The organism is Streptomyces sp. NBC_01707 (genome assembly GCF_041438805.1).
Classification (GTDB): Bacteria; Actinomycetota; Actinomycetes; order Streptomycetales; family Streptomycetaceae; genus Streptomyces.
In genome coordinates this window covers 1904796-1921671 of the sequence record NZ_CP109190.1, presented here as the reverse complement: position 1 = coordinate 1921671, position 16876 = coordinate 1904796, and the positions used below count along the sequence as shown (strand labels likewise).

The window sequence follows — 16876 nt, the reverse complement described above, 5'->3', positions numbered from 1 at the left end:
GGATCCCCCTCGTTCTCGTCATGAAGACGATAATGGGGGTGGGTTGATATCGTCAAGAGGACGAGAATGGTTCATGGTGCGCGTCTCGACGTCGGCCGTCCTTCGCGACGAGGAACCTGGCCGGCACCTCGCCACCCCCGTGCACCGCCAGATCGGCGCCGTTGATGTACGGAGCGAGGTCGCCCGTCAGGTAGAGGCAGGCGTGCGCGACATCGTCCGGCACGGCCATCCGCCCCATCGGGATGACGCCGGCGACCGCCGCACCGCCGTCGTCGCCGTACACCGGCACCGCACTCTCGGTGCGGATCAGTCCGGTCGTGATGTGGTTGACGCGCACCTTCGGTGCCCACTCCAGGGCCAGTGCCCGGGTCAGCGCCAGCAGTCCGGCCTTCGCCGCCGTGTAGGCGGCGGTGCCCGGCTGCGGGGTGTGGGCGGAGACGCTGCCGATGTTGACGACCGAGCCGCCGTCCTGCTGGGCCTGCATGATCCGGTTCGCCGCCTGCGCCACATAGAACGGGGCCAGCAGATTGAGCGCGACGACCTTCTCGACGAACCGCGGCGACACGGTCGCCGCATCGGCGTCGGGGGAGCCGCCCGCATTGTTGACCAGCACGTCCAACCGTCCGAACCGCTCCACGGCGGCGTCGACGAGACCGGCGGCCGCGGCCGGGTCCCGGACGTCGACCGACCGGAAGTGAGCCGTCCGTCCGCCCGCCTCGGGCGGTGCCGACGGCTCGTTGCGCCCACAGACCATGACCTCTGCGCCCGCGGCGAGGAACATCGCCGCGATCGCGGCGCCGATGCCCTTGGTGCCGCCGGTGACGATGACCGCTCGCCCCGTGAAGTCGATGGGATTGCCGATGCCCATGGTCCACCCCTGCTGTTGCCGAAGTGCGTGACGATCGTCGCCCCAGCAATCTACCAATCGTTTGTTTGATATGTGACGGCCGGGACCGGACGGCTGTCGGGAGAGACGGACACGCGAAACGCGGGCGGCCGGTGACTCCCGAAGAAGTCACCGGCCGACCGGACGGTGCGCCGCCCCCGTCCCCACGGTGCGGCGCGGGCGGGCCCTCGTCATCCGCTCGGACGACGGCCCACGTTCATCAGGACCCGGTCGTTGCCGGATCCAGTCCGAGCGACGGGAAGACCGCGCTCTCCACGAAACGGGTGAGATATGCCTCATCCGCGATCTTCGCCTCCAGCAGCGGCCTGGCGCGCATCACGCCCAGCAGCTGCGCCGAGACGAACTCCGCGCCCGCGTTGTCCGCGGTGATCTCGCCGCGCTCCATGCCGCGCCGGACCATGGCGTCGATCGCCGCCAACTCCGGCAGGATCAGCGCTTCGCGCAGTGCGCAGAGCAGCTCCGGGCTCTGCAGCGCGGCATGGCTCAGCGCATGCATCAGAGGCGTGTCACTCCCGGAGCGCGCGCCGATGGCCCGCGCCGCCTCGCGCAGATCGCCGGCGAGCGTGCCCGTGTCGATGTGAGACAGCAGCATCTGCCGGGTGCTGTGCAGTGCTGCGACGACCAGCTCGGGCTTGGAGCCCCACTGCCGGTAGAGAGTGGACTTCCCGCACCGGGTGCGGGACGCGACCCCTTCCATGGTGAGGGACTCGTAGCCGCTCTCCCGGAGCAGTTCGAGCACGGCCGTATAGAACTCTTGCGCCCGCTCCGGCGTGATCTTCGAGCGGCGCGGCGTGTGAGCCGGTTCCTGCACGGAATCGTGCGACGACATGTGCTGTTCCCTCTCTGCGACTGTGCGACGAGGTCCATCGATACGCCAGTGTACCGAAACGCCGCTGTACCGATACGTTCGCGTATCGGTACACTGGCGTATCGATGCGTCATGGACTGGACCATGCCGCCGTAATACCGCTTCGTCAGCAAAGGGGCACCGGGTGATGTACGCCGCCCGTAGTGAGCCCGCAGATCGGGAGCCGGACACTTCTGCCCGACCGCCCCTCGTCCGCGAGCTCCTTCTCGTCGTAGGACTCTTCGCGATCTACAAGCTCGGCCGCCAGGCCGCGAGTGGTCACGTCGAGGAGGCGTACCGAAACGCCGGACATGTCTGGGACCTCGAACGGGCGGTGCATCTGCCGGGCGAGGGTGCCGTACAGGGCGTGCTGCTGCACAGCGAGACGCTGATCCACCTCGCGAACACCTACTACGCGATCGTGCACTTCCCGGCCACGCTCTTCTTCCTGGCCTGGCTCTACTGGCGCCGGCCCCTCCACTACGTCTGGTCGCGCCGGATCCTCGCGGCGCTGACCGGGGCCGCGCTCGCCCTGCATCTGCTGTTCCCGCTCGCCCCGCCGCGGATGCTGGCCGCCGCCGGCCTCGTCGACACGGGCCAGGTGTACGGGCCGACGGTGTACGGAGACACCCCGGCCACCGACTCGATGGCGAACCAGTTCGCCGCGATGCCCTCGCTGCACTTCGGCTGGGCGCTGATGGTCGCGGTCGGACTGATCGTCGCCACGCGTTCGCGGTGGCGGTGGCTGTGGTTGCTGCACCCGCTGGTCACACTGCTGGTGATAGTCGGCACCGCCAATCACTACTGGCTCGACTCGATCGTGGTGAGCGCGCTGCTCGCCGTCGCGTTCGCGGCGCTGCGGCTGGAGCGGACCGTGCCGGTCCGCGTGCACACCCGGTGGCCGTCCGCCGCCGGTGCGGCCGAGTCCACCGTCGCCCGGACCGGGCTGCCGGTGTCCCGTATCCCCGATCCGGCCGCCATCTCCGAGGTGTACGCCGCGCCGTCCGGAGGCCGACCATGAACGCCACGCTGACAGCCGTCGCGCTGTCCCTGGTCTCCGCCGTCGCGTATGCCTCGGCCGCCGTGGCGCAGGCCCGGCTCGCGGGGCGCAGCGAGCCGGGCGCGGGAGTGTTCCGGATGCTCGGGCGCGCGGCCTGGTGGTCGGCGGTGGCACTGAACGCCGGTGGAGCGCTGTTGCATGTCGCGGCACTGAAGTACGGCCCGCTCACCCTCGTCCAGCCGCTAGGCGCGCTCACCCTGGTCGCCGCCGTTCCGCTGGGCGCACGCGCCGCCGGACGCCGGGTCACCGGCACCGAATGGCACGGCACGATCCTCACCCTGCTCGGCCTGGGCGCGCTGCTCCTGACGGCGGGCGGCACGGCCCCGCACGAGACGCTGAGCCTGGGCGAGGCGCTGGCGGTCGGTGCGGCGACCATGGCGGTCGTCGCCGGACTCAGTCGCCGCGGGACCCGCCCCGGGCTGCGGCACGCGGCGGCGTCCGGTATCACGTCCGGCGTGGCCTCGGCGCTCACCCAGACCCTGACGGTGGCGGTCACGGACCACACGGGCCCGCTGTTCAGCTGGCGCCTGGTGACGGTGGCACTGCTCGTCTCGGCCTTCGCGATGGGCGGCCTGCTCCTCGCCCAGACGGCGTACCAGGGCGGTCTCGGCGCACCGCTCGCCGTGGTCACGCTCGCCAACCCGATCGCCGCCGCGGTCATCGGCCTGGCCCTGCTCGGCGAACGCCTCCAGGGCGGGACGATCGCCCTGATCCCGGCGCTGCTGGGTTCGGCCGCGGCGATACGCGGCGTCGTCCTGCTCAGCCGTGCCCAGGGCGAGACGATGTCGTTGGCGGACCGGGCCAGGACGGAACCGGCGCCGAGCGCGCAGTCCCGGGTCGTGATCGGCAGCCCCCGGACGAGGGACGACCGGCTGGTCATCAGCCCGGAACCGAGAGGTACGCGGGTCGGCGGGCTGTGAGGCGGGTGGGACGAGGCGGGGCGAGCCGGGCAGGATCGGCCCGCCCCGCCTTCATCGGCAGCCTTCCTCGACCGTCCTCGGCGACTGCCTGATCAGACCTCCACCGGGCGGCCCTCATGGGCCGGACGGGCTCGCCGGAGTGACGTGACCGGAGTCCTGTGCCAGAGCGCGGGTCAGCCAGCCGATCCAGAAGTTCTCCAGATCGATTCCGCCGCGCAGCACCAGATGCCGCAGCCGGTCCTCCTCGGAGTCCCGACCGGGTGGGAAGTCCCGCTTCTCGATCGCCAGGTACTCGGCGAGCTGCTTCTCGTGCAACACCAGGTGGCGGCGCAGCTCCGCGGTGAGGCCCGGTGCGCCGACCACTGCCGCCGCTCGCATCCGCAGCAGCAGCGGATCGCGGATCTGCTTCGGGTCCTCCTGGAGCGCCACCCAGGCGGCCAGCGCCTCGCGGCCGGCGGGCAGTACCTCGTACTCCTTCTTCCGGCCACGGGCCGGCTGGGCCGACGGCAGGGCCCGGATCTGTCCGGCCTCCTCCAGCTTCCCGAGTTCGCGATAGATCTGCTGGTGCGTGGACGACCAGAAGTAGCCGATCGACCGGTCGAACCTGCGGGTCAGCTCCAGTCCCGACGACGGCTTCTCGAGCAGGGCGGTGAGGATCGCGTGCGGGAGTGACATGGGACGCATCCTAAGGACGGCGCCGCGCCCGGAGTCGTGGGCCCCGGGCGAAGCGGCCCGTCGTCACAGCGCGGCGGCGAGCTCCGTGCCCTGGCGGATCGCCCGCTTGGCGTCCAGCTCGGCGGCCACGTCGGCGCCACCGATCAGATGCGCCGTACGGCCTGCGGCGAGCAACTCCTCGTACAGGTCCCGCCGTGGTTCCTGTCCGGCGCAGAGCACCACCGTGTCGACCGGCAGGAGGTGCTGTTCGCCGTCGACCGTCAGGTGCAGGCCGTCGTCGTCGATGCGGTCGTACGCGGCGCCCGCGATCATCGTCACGCCGCGGTGCCGCAGCTCCGTGCGGTGGATCCACCCGGTCGTCTTCCCGAGCCCCGCGCCGACCTTGCTCGCCTTGCGCTGCAGCAGGTGGACGGTGCGCGGCGGCTTGGGGCGCTCGGGGAGGCGCAGACCGCCGCGCTCCCGGTACCCGGTGTCGACCCCCCACTGCCGGAAGAACACCTCCGGGTCGAGGCTCGCCGCGTCGCCGCCGTCCGTCAGGAACTCGGCGACGTCGAATCCGATCCCGCCCGCACCGATGATCGCGACCCGCTCACCCACCGGCGCCCCGTCCCGCAGGACGTCCAGGTAGCTGAGCACGCTGGGGTGGTCGAGGCCCTCGATCGCGGGGGAGCGGGGCGTGACACCGGTGGCGAGCACGATCTCGTCGAAGCCGTCGAGGGTGCCGGGCGTGGCCTTCGTCCCGAGCCGGAGCTCGACCTGCTGCTCCGCGAGCCGGGTGCGGAAGTAGCGCAGCGTCTCGTCGAACTCCTCCTTGCCCGGGATCCGGCGCGCCACATCGAGCTGGCCGCCGATCTCGTCTGCCGCGTCGAAGAGCGTCACCGCGTGGCCGCGCTCGGACGCCGAGACGGCGCACGCGAGACCCGCGGGCCCGGCGCCGACGACCGCGACGCGCTTACGGGTCCGGGTCGGCGACAGGGTGAGCTCGGCCTCGGTCTCATGGCAGGCGCGCGGATTGACCAGACAGGACGTGATCTTCCCGCTGAACGTGTGGTCCAGGCACGCCTGGTTGCAGCCGATACAGGTGTTGATCGCGTCGGCGCGGCCCGCGGCCGCCTTGGCCACGAAGTCCGGGTCGGCGAGAAACGGCCGGGCCATCGACACCATGTCCGCACGGCCCGAGGCGAGAATCTCCTCGGCGACCTCGGGGGTGTTGATCCGGTTGCTGGTCACCAGCGGTACGGAGACCGACCCGCGTACCTTCTCGGTGACCCACGTGTAGGCACCGCGCGGCACCGATGTCGCGATGGTGGGGATGCGGGCCTCGTGCCAGCCGATCCCGGTGTTGATGATCGTGGCCCCGGCCGCCTCGATGGCCCGGGCGAGCTGCACGACCTCCTCCAGCGAGGAGCCGCCGGGTACCAGGTCCAGCATCGAGAGCCGGTAGATCAGGATGAAGTCGCTGCCGACCCGCTCGCGGACCCGGCGCACGATCTCCACCGGGAACCGGATGCGATTCTCGTACGAACCGCCCCAGCGGTCGGTGCGGTGATTGGTCCCGGCGGCGATGAACTCGTTGATCAAATAGCCCTCGGAGCCCATGATCTCGACACCGTCGTAGCCCGCCCGTCGCGCCAGCTCCGCGGTCCGCACGAAGTCCTCGACGGTCTCCTCGACCTCGTCGTCGGTGAGGGCGTGCGGGGTGAACGGGCTGATCGGGGCCTGGATCGCACTCGGCGCCACCAGGTCCGGATGGTGCGCGTACCGGCCGAAGTGCAGGATCTGCATGGCGATCCGGCCGCCCGCCGCGTGCACCGCTGCGGTGATCTGAGCATGCTGCTCGGCCTCGGCCTCGGTGGTCAGTTTGGCACCGCCGGGATACGGGCGGGCGCGGTCGTTCGGCGCGATGCCACCGGTGACCATGAGGCCCACACCGCCACGGGCGCGGGCCGCGTAGAACGCCGCCATCCGTTCGAAGCCGTGCTCCGCCTCCTCCAGGCCGACATGCATCGATCCCATCAGCACCCGGTTGGGAAGGGTGGTGAACCCGAGGTCGAGCGGGCTCAGCAGATTCGGGTACGGGGTCATCCGGCGGCTCCTCACACAATGTCGTTGCGCCAGTTGTAGACCACCGAATCGTCATTGTGCAACAAGTTGCACAATGACCTGCGTCGCATTTGCCCACCACCGGACGGCGGCCCCCGGACGGAGTAGCACCGGGGCACGTCCACCCGTCGCGGCGCGGAGAGTGGACGCGTAACCCGGCTCACACCCGAACCCTCACGGAGACCCCCATGGCCTGCCTCAACCGGCGTGACCTCGGTCTGCTCGTCCTGCGCGTCGGCACCGGCGCGGTCCTGGCCGCGCACGGCAGTCAGAAGCTGTTCGGCTGGTTCGGCGGCGGGGGCATCGAGGGAACCACCGCGGGCATGCAGGCCATGGGCTTCCATCCGCCCAGGCACAGCGCCGTCGCCGCCGGAATCGGTGAGGTGGGCGGCGGCGCCCTGCTGGCCCTCGGACTCGCCACCCCCGCCGCCGGAGCGGCCGCGGCGGGCGCCATGTCGGCCGCCGTCGCCGTCCACGCGCCCGCGGGCTTCTTCGCGCAGGGCGGTGGGTACGAGTACCCGGGCTTCCTCGGCTTCACCGCCGCCGCGATCGGCCTGACCGGCCCCGGCCGGTACTCGCTCGACCATGCGAGCTATCACCTCCTCGACCGGCCGTGGATCGTCGCCCTCGCCTTCGCGGCCAGTGCGGCCGGGGTCGTGGCCGTCGTCGGGAAGCGGTCCCGGGGGCTGCGGAGGAACGCGGCCGAGAACTGAGCCGACGGTGTGTGAGGACCGCCCTGGCCGCCCTTGCGCACCGTCGCCCCGACGGCTGCCTGTTCGGCCGTCGGGTGGCCGCAGGACATTCCCCCTTTCGAGTGACTCCGCCGCCCGGTGATGACGGAGCCCGTCGGGTGTGTCCGAGGCTTGCAGGCGGCCGGACCCGCTCCGGCCGGGAGTCGCAGAGCCGCAGAACCTCAGAGCCGCTGGGAGTCCGCCGTGCACATCCTGCTCGTCGCTAGTGCGTTCAACAGCCTTACTCAGCGCGTCCACGCGGAGCTGCGGGACCGGGGCCACACCGTGGCGGTCGGACTCGCGCTCTCCGACGGCCATCTGCGGGACGCGGTCCGAGGATTCGCGCCGGACCTGATCGTGGCTCCGATGCTCAGGACCGCCATTCCGCGCGACGTGTGGTCGGCGCACACCTGCCTCGTCGTCCATCCCGGACCCGTCGGCGACCGCGGACCGTCCTCGCTCGACTGGGCGATCCATGAGGGCGCCACTCGTTGGGGCGTAACGGTTCTGCAGGCCGACGAGGAGATGGACGCCGGAGACGTCTGGGCGTCGGTGGAATTCTCCGTACCGCCGGTGGGCAAGAGCGACCTGTACCGCAACGAGGTCTCCGACGCGGCGCTGACGGCGGTGCTGCGGGCCGTCGACCGGTTCGCCTCGGGGATGTACACCCCTCGGCCCCAGGGCGGCGCACGTGCCACCGAAGGCACGCGGCCGTATTTCCGTCAGGAGCTCCGACGGATCGACTGGCGGTCCGACTCCACCGCGACCGTGCTGCGAAAGCTGCGGGCGGCCGACTCGCAGCCCGGCGTGCTGGACGAACTGCTCGGCGGCGAGTGGTTCCTGCACGGGGGGCACCCCGAGGACCGGCTGCGTGGCCGCCCCGGAGAGCTGCTGGCCACGCGGGCCGGCGGGGTCTGCCGGGCGACCGTCGACGGCGCCGTGTGGATCCCGGAGCTGCGCGCCAGGCGGCAGCCGGGACAGCCTGCCCCGTTCAGACTCCCGGCCGTTCTGGCACTCGGCGACCGGCTGCCGCCGCTGCCTGTGGACCCGGTCCCGCCGGAGGCATCCGGGCGCCGCGGAACCTGGGCCGACATCCGCTACGAGGAGACCGGCGCCGTCGGACATCTCACGTTCTCGTTCCCGGGCGGGGCGATGAGCACCGATCAGTGCACGCGTCTCCTGGATGCCTACCGGACCGCCTGCTCCCGGCCCACCTCGGTCCTGGTGCTGGGCGGCGGCCGGGACTTCTTCTCCAACGGCATCCACCTGAACGTCATCGAGGCGGCGGCCGACCCCGCCGAGGAGTCCTGGGCCAACATCAACGCCATGAACGACCTGGTGGAGGCCGTGCTGACCACCACCGACCGACTGGTGGTCGCCGCCGTGGGCGGCAACGCCGCCGCCGGCGGAGCGATGCTCGCGCTGGCCGCCGACGAGGTCTGGTGCCGCAGGGGCTCGGTGCTCAACCCGCACTACCGGCTGATGGGACTGCCCGGCTCGGAGTACTGGACCCGCACCCTGCCGAGCAGGGTGGGGCCCGAGACGGCCGAGCGGGTGTCCCGCGAAGCGCTGCCGCTCGGCGCCGAAGCCGCCGAGCGGCTCGGCCTGGTGGACCGGACGATCGCCTGCCGGCCCCAGGACTTCCCGGTCGAGACCGTCCGGCTGGCCGTCCGGCTGGCCTCGTCGACCGCCGGTCAGGCACGGATCGCCCGGAAGAAGACGGCGCTCGAGCGCCAGGAGGCGCTCAAGCCGCTGGCCGCCTACCGGCAGGAGGAACTGGCCGCGATGCGGTCCATCTTCTTCGACCCGGACGCGCCTTACCACCGCCTGCGCCGTGCCTTCGTACGCAAGGAACCCCCGACCCGGACTCCGTCCCACTTCGCCGTCGGCGTGCCCGGAAGGCGCAGGGCATCTCCGTCCGCCACCCGGGACCGGGCCGTCACCACAACGGCGGCGCTCACCGATGTACCCGGACCGACTGACGGTTAGCTGGACATGAAGGCCGAAAAGCGGGCTTTCAGCGCAGAGCTCCCCAAGGAGACATCCCCATGGATGCAGCAACAGCGAACACGGTCGGCGACCGGGCAGACGGTGCGGCCGCCGGCGAGGAGTCCCCGATCCACATCCTCTGGATCAACGCGGGGCTGAGCTGTGACGGCGACTCGGTGTCGCTGACGGCGGCGATGCAGCCGAGTATCGAGGAAATCGTCCTCGGTGTGCTGCCGGGCCTGCCGAAGATCCAGGTCCACTGGCCCCTGATCGACTTCGAATGCGGTCCGGTGGGCGGTGCGGACACCTTCATCGAGTGGTTCTTCAAGGGCGAACGTGGCGAGATCGACCCCTTCGTGCTGGTCGTCGAGGGGTCCATCCCCAACGAGTCGATCAAGCAGGAGGGGTACTGGTGCGGCTTCGGCGACAACCCGGAGACCGGCCAGCCGATCACGACCAGTGAATGGATCGACCGGCTGGCGCCCAAGGCCCTGGCGGTCGTCGCCATCGGAACCTGCGCCACCTACGGCGGCATCCATGCGATGGCCGGCAACCCGACGGGTGCCATGGGCGTGCCCGACTACCTGGGCTGGGACTGGACCTCGAAGGCCGGTATCCCGATCGTGTGCGTGCCCGGCTGCCCGATCCAGCCGGACAACTTCTCGGAGACCCTCACCTACCTGCTCTACCAGGCGGTGGGCTCCGCCCCGATGATTCCGCTGGACGACAAGCTGCGCCCGACCTGGCTCTTCGGCGCCACCGTGCACGAGGGCTGCGACCGGGCCGGCTACTACGAGCAGGGCCAGTTCGCCACCACGTACGACTCGCCCAAGTGCCTGGTCAAGCTCGGCTGCTGGGGCCCCGTCGTCAAGTGCAACGTCCCCAAGCGTGGCTGGATGAACGGTATCGGCGGCTGCCCGAACGTGGGCGGCATCTGTATCGCCTGCACCATGCCGGGCTTCCCCGACAAGTTCATGCCGTTCATGGACGAACCGCCCGGCGGCAAGGTCTCCGTCGGCGCCAGCGGAGCGTACGGGGCGGTGATCCGCAGACTCCGGTCGGTCACGGCCAGGACCGTGGACAAGGAACCGAAGTGGCGTCACACGGGCAAGAAGCTGACCACCGGGTACCGCCCGCCCTGGTGACCGACCGCCCGGCGCCACCGCTCTGCGATCGACGGACGGCCCGCCTTCGCTCCTCCCCCTCAACTCCCGCTTCCCAGAAGGGTTATGGCACACACAATGGCATCCACGACGAAGGCGGCCGGCGACGGCAGTGGCCTCGTTGAGATGGCCTGGGATCCGATCACCCGGATCGTGGGCAGTCTCGGCATCCACACGAAGATCGACTTCAAACAGAAGCGGGTCGCGGAGTGCTACAGCACTTCGTCGGTCTTCCGTGGCTACAGCGTCTTCATGCGGGGCAAGGACCCCCGGGACGCCCACTTCATCACCAGCCGCATCTGCGGCATCTGCGGCGACAACCACGCCACATGTTCCGTGTACACGCAGAACATGGCCTACGGGGTGAAGCCGCCGCACCTCGGTGAGTGGATCATCAACCTGGGCGAGTCGGCGGAGTACATGTTCGACCACAACATCTTCCAGGAGAACCTGGTCGGGGTCGACTACTGCGAGAAGATGGTCCGCGAGACCAACCCCGGAGTCCTGGAGCTCGCCGAGCGCACCGAGGCGCCGCACGCAGGGGAACACGGCTACCGCACGATCGCCGACATCATGCGCTCCCTCAACCCCATCGAGGGAGAGTTCTACCGCGAGGCTCTCCAAGTGAGCCGCTACACGCGGGAGATGTTCTGTCTGATGGAAGGGCGCCATGTGCACCCTTCCACGCTGTACCCGGGCGGTGTGGGGACGGTCGCGTCGGTCCAGCTCTTCACGGACTACCTCAGCCGCCTCATGCGGTACGTCGAGTTCATGAAGCGGGTCGTTCCCCTGCACGACGACCTGTTCGACTTCTTCTACGAGGCGCTGCCCGGGTACGAGGAAGTCGGTCGCCGACGGGTGCTGCTCGGCTGTTGGGGGGCGCTCAACGACCCCGAGTACTGCGACTTCACGTACGCCAACATGACGGACTGGGGACGGAAGATGTTCGTCACCCCCGGCGTGATCGTGGACGGCAAACTGGTCACCAACGACCTCACCGAGATCAACCTCGGCATCCGGATCCTGCTCGGCAGTTCGTACTACGACGACTGGCAGGGCCGGGAACAGTTCGTCACCCACGACCCGCTGGGCAACCCGGTGGACCCCCGCCACCCGTGGAACCAGCACACCATCCCCGCCCCGCAGAAGCGGAACTTCGACGACAAGTACAGCTGGGTGATGTCGCCCCGCTGGTTCGACGGCAAGGACCACCTGGCGCTGGACACCGGCGGCGGTCCCATCGCCCGCCTCTGGTCCACCGCCCTGTCCGGGCTCGTCGACGTCGGCTATGTGAAGGCCACCGGGCACAGCGTCGTCATCAACCTGCCGCGCACGATGACCAAGCCCGAGACCACCTTCGAGTGGAAGATCCCGAAGTGGAGCAACGCGCTGGAACGCAACCGCGCCCGCACCTACTTCCAGGCGTACGCCGCCGCGATCGCACTGCACTGTGCCGAGAAGGGACTCGAGGAGGTCCGCGCCGGACGCACCCAGACCTGGGAGAAGTTCGACGTGCCGGACGAGAGCATCGGCGTCGGCTTCACGGAGGCCGTACGGGGCGTGCTCTCCCACCACATGGTGATCAGGGACGGCAAGATCGCCAACTACCACCCCTATCCGCCCACTCCGTGGAACGCCAGCACCCGGGACACATTCGGCACCCCCGGCCCGTATGAGGACGCGGTGCAGAACACGCCGATCTTCGAGGAGAACACCCCGGAGAACTTCAAGGGCATCGACATCATGCGGGCGGTGCGCAGCTTCGACCCCTGCCTGCCGTGCGGCGTCCACATGTACGTGGGCGACGGCAAGACCGTCAAGCAGATGCATGTGCCCACCGGACTGAGCGGACTGGCCGGATGAGCGCCGCAGCCCCGTCGGCCGTCGCACCGCCGCGAGCCGTCGACGCCGTGGAGGCCGGACAGCGGGTCGAAGAACTGCTCGACCGTCTGACCGCCACCGGAGACCAGGAAGTGGGTGCCGCCGCCGAGGATCTGGTGCGGGTCCTGATGGACTTCTACGGCGCCGGCCTCGCTCGGATCGTCGACCGCCTCAGCGCGCCCGCGGACCACTCGACCGGCGGCGGACCGCTCGCCGCACTGCTCGACGACGAACTCGTGTCGAGCCTGCTGGCCCTGCACGACCTGCACCCGGAGGACATCGACAAGCGCATCGCGCGCGCCCTCGACTCCGTCCGTGACCCTGTCGAGGTCGTCGGCTTCGACGAGGAGTCCGGCGTTCTTCGGCTGCGCTCCTCGTCCGAAGCCGGTGACGGCGGTGGCTGCGGCTGCCCGAGCACGGGCGAGGCCACCCGGCGCAGCGTCGAGGACGCGCTGGCCTGCTTCGTACCGGAAGTGAACCAGGTGGAGATGGAGTCCACGACCACCGACCGGGAGCCGCCGCTGCTCCAGATCGCCACCCGTCCGCCGGCCGGAACTTCCGTGTCCGGGCAGGCCGTCGAGGCGAAGGCGCCATGATCGCACCCCAGGCGCCCGCCGGGCGCCCGGCGGGCGTTGCCCGCCCCCGAGGCCTGCGCAGGTTCACCACGCCGCCGGCGCCCCGGCAGGAACGCTGCGAGCTGTGCGGCGTGCCGGTGGCCGAGGGCGGTCATCGGCATCTCGTGGACACCGAGAAGCGGGCGCTTGCCTGCGCGTGCACCCCGTGCGCCCTGCTCTTCGAGCAGCCGGGCGCAGCCCACGGACGCTTCCGAACGGTCCCGGACCGCTATCTGTCCGATCCGGACCACCGTCTCGACGACGGCGCGTGGGAACTCCTGCAGATTCCGGTCGGCGTCGCGTTCTTCTTCCGCAACGCCGCGCTGGACCGGCTGGTCGCGCTGTACCCGAGCCCGGCCGGAGCCACCGAGAGCGAACTCGACCCGGAGACCTGGCAGACCGTGCTCGGCACCACTCGCCTCGCCGCACTGCTCGAACCCGACGTCGAAGCGCTGCTGATGCGCCGCACGCAGGGCCGGGCCGAGTGCTACCTCGTACCGATCGACATCTGCTACGAGCTGGTGGGACGCATGCGCCTCCTCTGGCAGGGCTTCGACGGCGGGGCCGAAGCGAGGGCCGACCTCCAGGCGTTCTTCGGGCACGTCGAGGAGCGCGCCACCCGGACCCAGGAGAAGGGGCAGCCGCGGTGACGGAATTCGCCTTCAGCTGCAGCGGAGTCCGCGCCGACCCGTATGCGGCCGGACCCACGCTGGTCTTCCGGCTGCGCATCACCGCGTCCGCGGAAGCCCGGGTGCATGCCCTCGCGCTTCGCTGCCAGATCCGTATCGAACCCGGCCGGCGCGGCTACGAGCAGGCCGAGGCGGACGGACTGCACGACCTCTTCGGAGACCGCTCACGCTGGGGAAACACGCTCCAGCCCCTGCAGTTCGCGCAGGTCTCCCTCATGGTCCCGTCATTCACCGCGGAGACCGAGGTGGACCTCGTCGTGCCCTGCACCTACGACCTGGACATCGCCGCGACACGTTACTTCGACGCGCTCCAGGACGGCGAGGTGCCGCTCCTCCTGCTCTTCTCCGGCACCGCCTTCACCGGGGACAGCGGCTTCCACGTCGAGCCGGTGCCCTGGGACCGCGAGGCTTCGTACCGCATGCCGGTGACGGTGTGGAAGGACATGATCGAGCAGCACTTCCCGGGCTGCGGGTGGATCCGGCTGCCGCGCGACACCATGGACGCGCTGCTCGCCTTCCGCTCGCGACAGGCCCTGCCGTCCTGGGAGGCGACCGTCCAGGCACTGATCGACCTGGCCGGAGCCCCCGCGGAGATGACCCCTGAGCGCCCGGCGCGCCGGCCCGTACTGCCCCGCGTCACGGAGAGGACGGCGCCGTGACCGCATCTCTGCTCACGCCTGCACTGGAGTCCCGGTTCGCCACCGCCCGGCAGGTCGCCGACACCGTCCTCTTCGAGGGCTATGTGCTGTACCCGTACCGGGCCTCCGCGGCCAAGAACCGGCTGCGCTGGCAGTTCGGGGTGCTCGTGCCGCCCGGCTGGGGCGCGGACCGTGAGGAGCACGACTTCCAGCACACCGAGTGCCTGATGGAACCGAAGCCCGGCGCGACGCTCGCCGTCGAGGCACGGTTCCTGCACGCCCAGCGACGGACGGTGCAACAGGTCCTCGACAACGGCACATTCGAGACCGTGGACCGACTCGACCTGGCCGACCGGGTGCTGGTTCCGTGGGACGAGGGCGCCGAGGAGCGCGTCGAAGTGGTCGTGGACGTCGCCGAACTGACCGGGGACGGAGTCACCGTCGCCTTCACCCGGCCCGCACGCGAGGAGACCGAGCCCGTCCTGGACGCGGACGGGCGGACGGTGGGCCGCCTGGTCCGCCGCTGCGAGGAGATCAGCGGAGCTGTGCGGCTCTCCGCCCGCGAACTCGACGGCCCCTACCGGGTGATGAGGCTCACCGCCGTGGTGGAGAACACCAGCGCCTGGACGCCCGACTCCACCGAGGCCGACCGGGAGGCCGCGCTCCCACGGTCGCTGGTCGCCACGCACCTTCTGCTGGGGCTCAGCGCGGGATCGTTCCTGTCGATGACGGACCCGCCCGAATGGGCCAAGGGTGCGGTCGCGGCCTGCCGCAACCTGCACACCTGGCCGGTGCTCGCCGGGGAACCCGGGCACGCGGACCTGATGCTGTCGTCCCCGATCATCCTGGAGGACCATCCGGCCATCGCCCCCGAGAGCCCGGGCACGCTCTACGACGCCACCGAGATCGACGAGATCCTCGCCCTGCGCACGGCGGCCCTGACCGAGCAGGAGAAGCGCGAGGCACGCGGCACCGATCCCCGGGCGGCAGCCGTCATCGACCTGGCCGAGTCGATGCCCCCCGAGGTCCTGGAGCGACTGCACGGCGCGGTTCGGGCCCTGCGGGAGATCACCGGACCCGACACGCCCACGCCCGCCGCGCACGACCCCGTCCCGGACGACGTGGACCTGATCGACACCCGCGGCGTACTCCGGCCCGACACCCCGTGGTGGGACCCGGCGGGCGACGACACCGCCGACCCGGCCCGGGACCGGATCCTGGTGGACGGACGGTCCGTGGGTGTGGGCAGCCGCGTCCTGCTGCGACCGGGGCTCCGGCGGACCGACGCCCAGGACCTGTTCCTCAAGGGCCGCAGCGCACAGGTCGAAGCAGTGCTCCACGACGTCGACGGCGGAGTGCACCTCGCGGTCACCGTGGAAGGCGACCCGGGCGCGGACATCCGCCGCGAGCAGGGGCGCTTCCTGTACTTCCAGCCGGACGAGATCGCCCCCCTGGAGGACGCGTGAACGACCCTGCGCAGAAGCACGCGAGAACCCTCGTCGCCGGGATCGGGAACATCTTCCTCGGCGACGACGGCTTCGGCGTCGAGACGGTGCGCGCACTGTCCTCGCACCGCCTCCCCGACGACGTCGAGGTGGTCGACGTCGGCGTGCGGGGCGTCCATCTCGCCTATCAGCTCCTCGACGGATACGACACCCTCGTCCTGATCGACGCCACCGCACGCGGCGGCCGCCCGGGCACCCTGTATCTGATCGAGGCCGACGAACCCGGAGCCGTCGAACCGCAGAACGCGCTGCTCGACGGTCACCGGATGTCCCCCGATGCCGTCCTGGCACTGCTCGGCACCCTGTGCGCGGGCACCGGAGCCGTACCGCCGAGGCGCACGCTCGTCGTCGGCTGCGAACCCGACAGCGTCGACGAAGGAATCGGGCTGAGCGCCCCCGTGGCCGAAGCGGTGCCCCATGCCGCACGAATGGTCCTGGACCTTGTACAAGCGGCCGACCGTCCGGCCGATGCCCGGCGGACGGCGACCGGACCTGTCATGAACTGAGCAGAAGGAACCCACCATCATGAAGAAGCTCCTTGTCTGCGGCCTGAGCGCCGTCGCTGTCGCCGCCGTCGTCGCGCAGATCCTGCCCGACGTCAGGCGCTATCTGCGGATGCGCAGCATGTGACGGCACCTGCCGCCCGGCCCCGGCCCAGGGCTGCACCGAATGGTGCATGTGCCGCACGGGTACCGGCGAGCCGGTCCGCCGGCCCCCGTGACCCGCCGCTGTAATGACGCAGTGCAGGACGGAGAACCAATGCACGAGATGTCGATCGCCATGGCCGTCGTCGACCAGGTGGAAGAGGCGGCTCAGGCAGGCGGAGCCACCTCGGTCGGGTCCGTCCGGCTCCAGGTCGGGGAACTGGCCGGAGTCGTCCCCGACGCCCTGTCCTTCTGCTTCGGACTCGCCTGCGCCGGGACCGTCCTGGAAGGAGCCGAACTCGTCGTCGACTCCGTGGCGGCCCGCGCGCGGTGCGTGCCCTGCGCGGACGAATGGGCGGTCGGCATGCCGCCGCAGCTGTGCTGTCCCGTCTGCGGCGAGGCGACCGCCGAACTCCTGTCGGGCCGCGAGCTGCAGATCCTCAGCGTGCACTGGCAGGACGGCCCCGCACCCGAACACACCCGCGAACCGATCTCCCAGGAGCACTGAAC

Annotated in this window: 17 protein-coding genes; 13 read left to right on the top strand and 4 right to left on the bottom strand. The window is 70.7% G+C overall.

All coding sequences use genetic code 11. The annotated features are described in order from the left end of the window. Window positions 1–52: 52 nt before the first annotated feature. Together OG963_RS08820 and OG963_RS08815 are read right to left on the bottom strand one after the other, a co-directional pair. Window positions 53–868, bottom strand: a complete 816-nt coding sequence (locus tag OG963_RS08820; protein ID WP_093929243.1) for an SDR family oxidoreductase — start codon at window positions 866–868, stop codon at window positions 53–55. A gap of 238 nt (window positions 869–1106) precedes the next feature. Next, on the bottom strand, window positions 1107–1736 hold the full coding sequence (locus OG963_RS08815; RefSeq protein WP_093770036.1) for a TetR/AcrR family transcriptional regulator: 630 nt from the start codon (window positions 1734–1736) through the stop codon (window positions 1107–1109). A 166-nt stretch (window positions 1737–1902) separates the two neighbouring features. Here OG963_RS08815 and OG963_RS08810 point away from each other — a divergent pair, with 166 nt between their 5' ends. After that, window positions 1903–2775 (top strand): phosphatase PAP2 family protein, encoded by an 873-nt coding sequence (locus OG963_RS08810; protein WP_093770037.1) that lies wholly within the window; start codon window positions 1903–1905, stop codon window positions 2773–2775. Continuing rightward, window positions 2772–3734 carry a hypothetical protein gene (locus OG963_RS08805; RefSeq protein ID WP_371798730.1) on the top strand — a complete coding sequence of 321 codons (963 nt, stop codon included), beginning with the start codon at window positions 2772–2774 and terminating at the stop codon, window positions 3732–3734. The genes OG963_RS08810 and OG963_RS08805 overlap by 4 nt, the downstream gene beginning before the upstream one ends. Window positions 3735–3848: 114 nt before the next feature. Here OG963_RS08805 and OG963_RS08800 read toward each other — a convergent pair whose 3' ends face one another. Both OG963_RS08800 and OG963_RS08795 read right to left on the bottom strand, forming a co-directional pair. Then, the gene (locus tag OG963_RS08800; RefSeq protein ID WP_093770038.1) at window positions 3849–4409 is read right to left on the bottom strand and encodes a PadR family transcriptional regulator; all 561 of its coding nucleotides are present in this window, start codon (window positions 4407–4409) and stop codon (window positions 3849–3851) included. 63 nt (window positions 4410–4472) lie between these two features. After that, on the bottom strand, window positions 4473–6494 hold the full coding sequence (locus tag OG963_RS08795; RefSeq protein ID WP_093770039.1) for an NADPH-dependent 2,4-dienoyl-CoA reductase: 2022 nt from the start codon (window positions 6492–6494) through the stop codon (window positions 4473–4475). A 206-nt stretch (window positions 6495–6700) separates the two neighbouring features. Here OG963_RS08795 and OG963_RS08790 point away from each other — a divergent pair, with 206 nt between their 5' ends. The 11 genes from OG963_RS08790 (at window position 6701) to OG963_RS08740 (ending at window position 16874) form a co-directional block, all read left to right on the top strand. Then, the gene (locus OG963_RS08790) at window positions 6701–7225 is read left to right on the top strand and encodes a DoxX family protein (RefSeq protein WP_030923751.1); all 525 of its coding nucleotides are present in this window, start codon (window positions 6701–6703) and stop codon (window positions 7223–7225) included. Window positions 7226–7447: 222 nt separating this feature from the next. Continuing rightward, a complete protein-coding gene (locus OG963_RS08785; protein ID WP_371798729.1) occupies window positions 7448–9232 on the top strand; it encodes a hydrogenase maturation protein in 1785 nt (594 codons plus the stop codon). Window positions 9233–9291: 59 nt separating this feature from the next. Further along, on the top strand, window positions 9292–10377 hold the full coding sequence (locus tag OG963_RS08780; RefSeq protein WP_030923747.1) for a hydrogenase expression protein HypE: 1086 nt from the start codon (window positions 9292–9294) through the stop codon (window positions 10375–10377). A gap of 96 nt (window positions 10378–10473) precedes the next feature. Continuing rightward, window positions 10474–12258, top strand: a complete 1785-nt coding sequence (locus OG963_RS08775) for a nickel-dependent hydrogenase large subunit (protein WP_030923746.1) — start codon at window positions 10474–10476, stop codon at window positions 12256–12258. Continuing rightward, the gene (locus OG963_RS08770) at window positions 12255–12872 is read left to right on the top strand and encodes a hypothetical protein (protein WP_093770041.1); all 618 of its coding nucleotides are present in this window, start codon (window positions 12255–12257) and stop codon (window positions 12870–12872) included. Before OG963_RS08775 ends, OG963_RS08770 begins: the two co-directional genes overlap by 4 nt. Beyond that, window positions 12869–13540 (top strand): DUF5947 family protein, encoded by a 672-nt coding sequence (locus OG963_RS08765; protein ID WP_093770042.1) that lies wholly within the window; start codon window positions 12869–12871, stop codon window positions 13538–13540. The genes OG963_RS08770 and OG963_RS08765 overlap by 4 nt, the downstream gene beginning before the upstream one ends. Continuing rightward, on the top strand, window positions 13537–14238 hold the full coding sequence (locus tag OG963_RS08760) for a DUF6084 family protein (RefSeq protein WP_093770043.1): 702 nt from the start codon (window positions 13537–13539) through the stop codon (window positions 14236–14238). The genes OG963_RS08765 and OG963_RS08760 overlap by 4 nt, the downstream gene beginning before the upstream one ends. Beyond that, a complete protein-coding gene (locus tag OG963_RS08755) occupies window positions 14235–15683 on the top strand; it encodes a hypothetical protein (RefSeq protein WP_093770044.1) in 1449 nt (482 codons plus the stop codon). Before OG963_RS08760 ends, OG963_RS08755 begins: the two co-directional genes overlap by 4 nt. Further along, the gene (locus tag OG963_RS08750) at window positions 15680–16228 is read left to right on the top strand and encodes a hydrogenase maturation protease (RefSeq protein ID WP_093770045.1); all 549 of its coding nucleotides are present in this window, start codon (window positions 15680–15682) and stop codon (window positions 16226–16228) included. The genes OG963_RS08755 and OG963_RS08750 overlap by 4 nt, the downstream gene beginning before the upstream one ends. 19 nt (window positions 16229–16247) lie before the next feature. Next, window positions 16248–16352: a hypothetical protein gene (locus tag OG963_RS08745; RefSeq protein ID WP_371126207.1), complete on the top strand. Its 105-nt coding sequence runs from the start codon at window positions 16248–16250 to the stop codon at window positions 16350–16352. 129 nt (window positions 16353–16481) lie between these two features. Continuing rightward, the gene (locus tag OG963_RS08740; protein WP_030923729.1) at window positions 16482–16874 is read left to right on the top strand and encodes a hydrogenase maturation nickel metallochaperone HypA; all 393 of its coding nucleotides are present in this window, start codon (window positions 16482–16484) and stop codon (window positions 16872–16874) included. Window positions 16875–16876 lie beyond the last annotated feature (2 nt).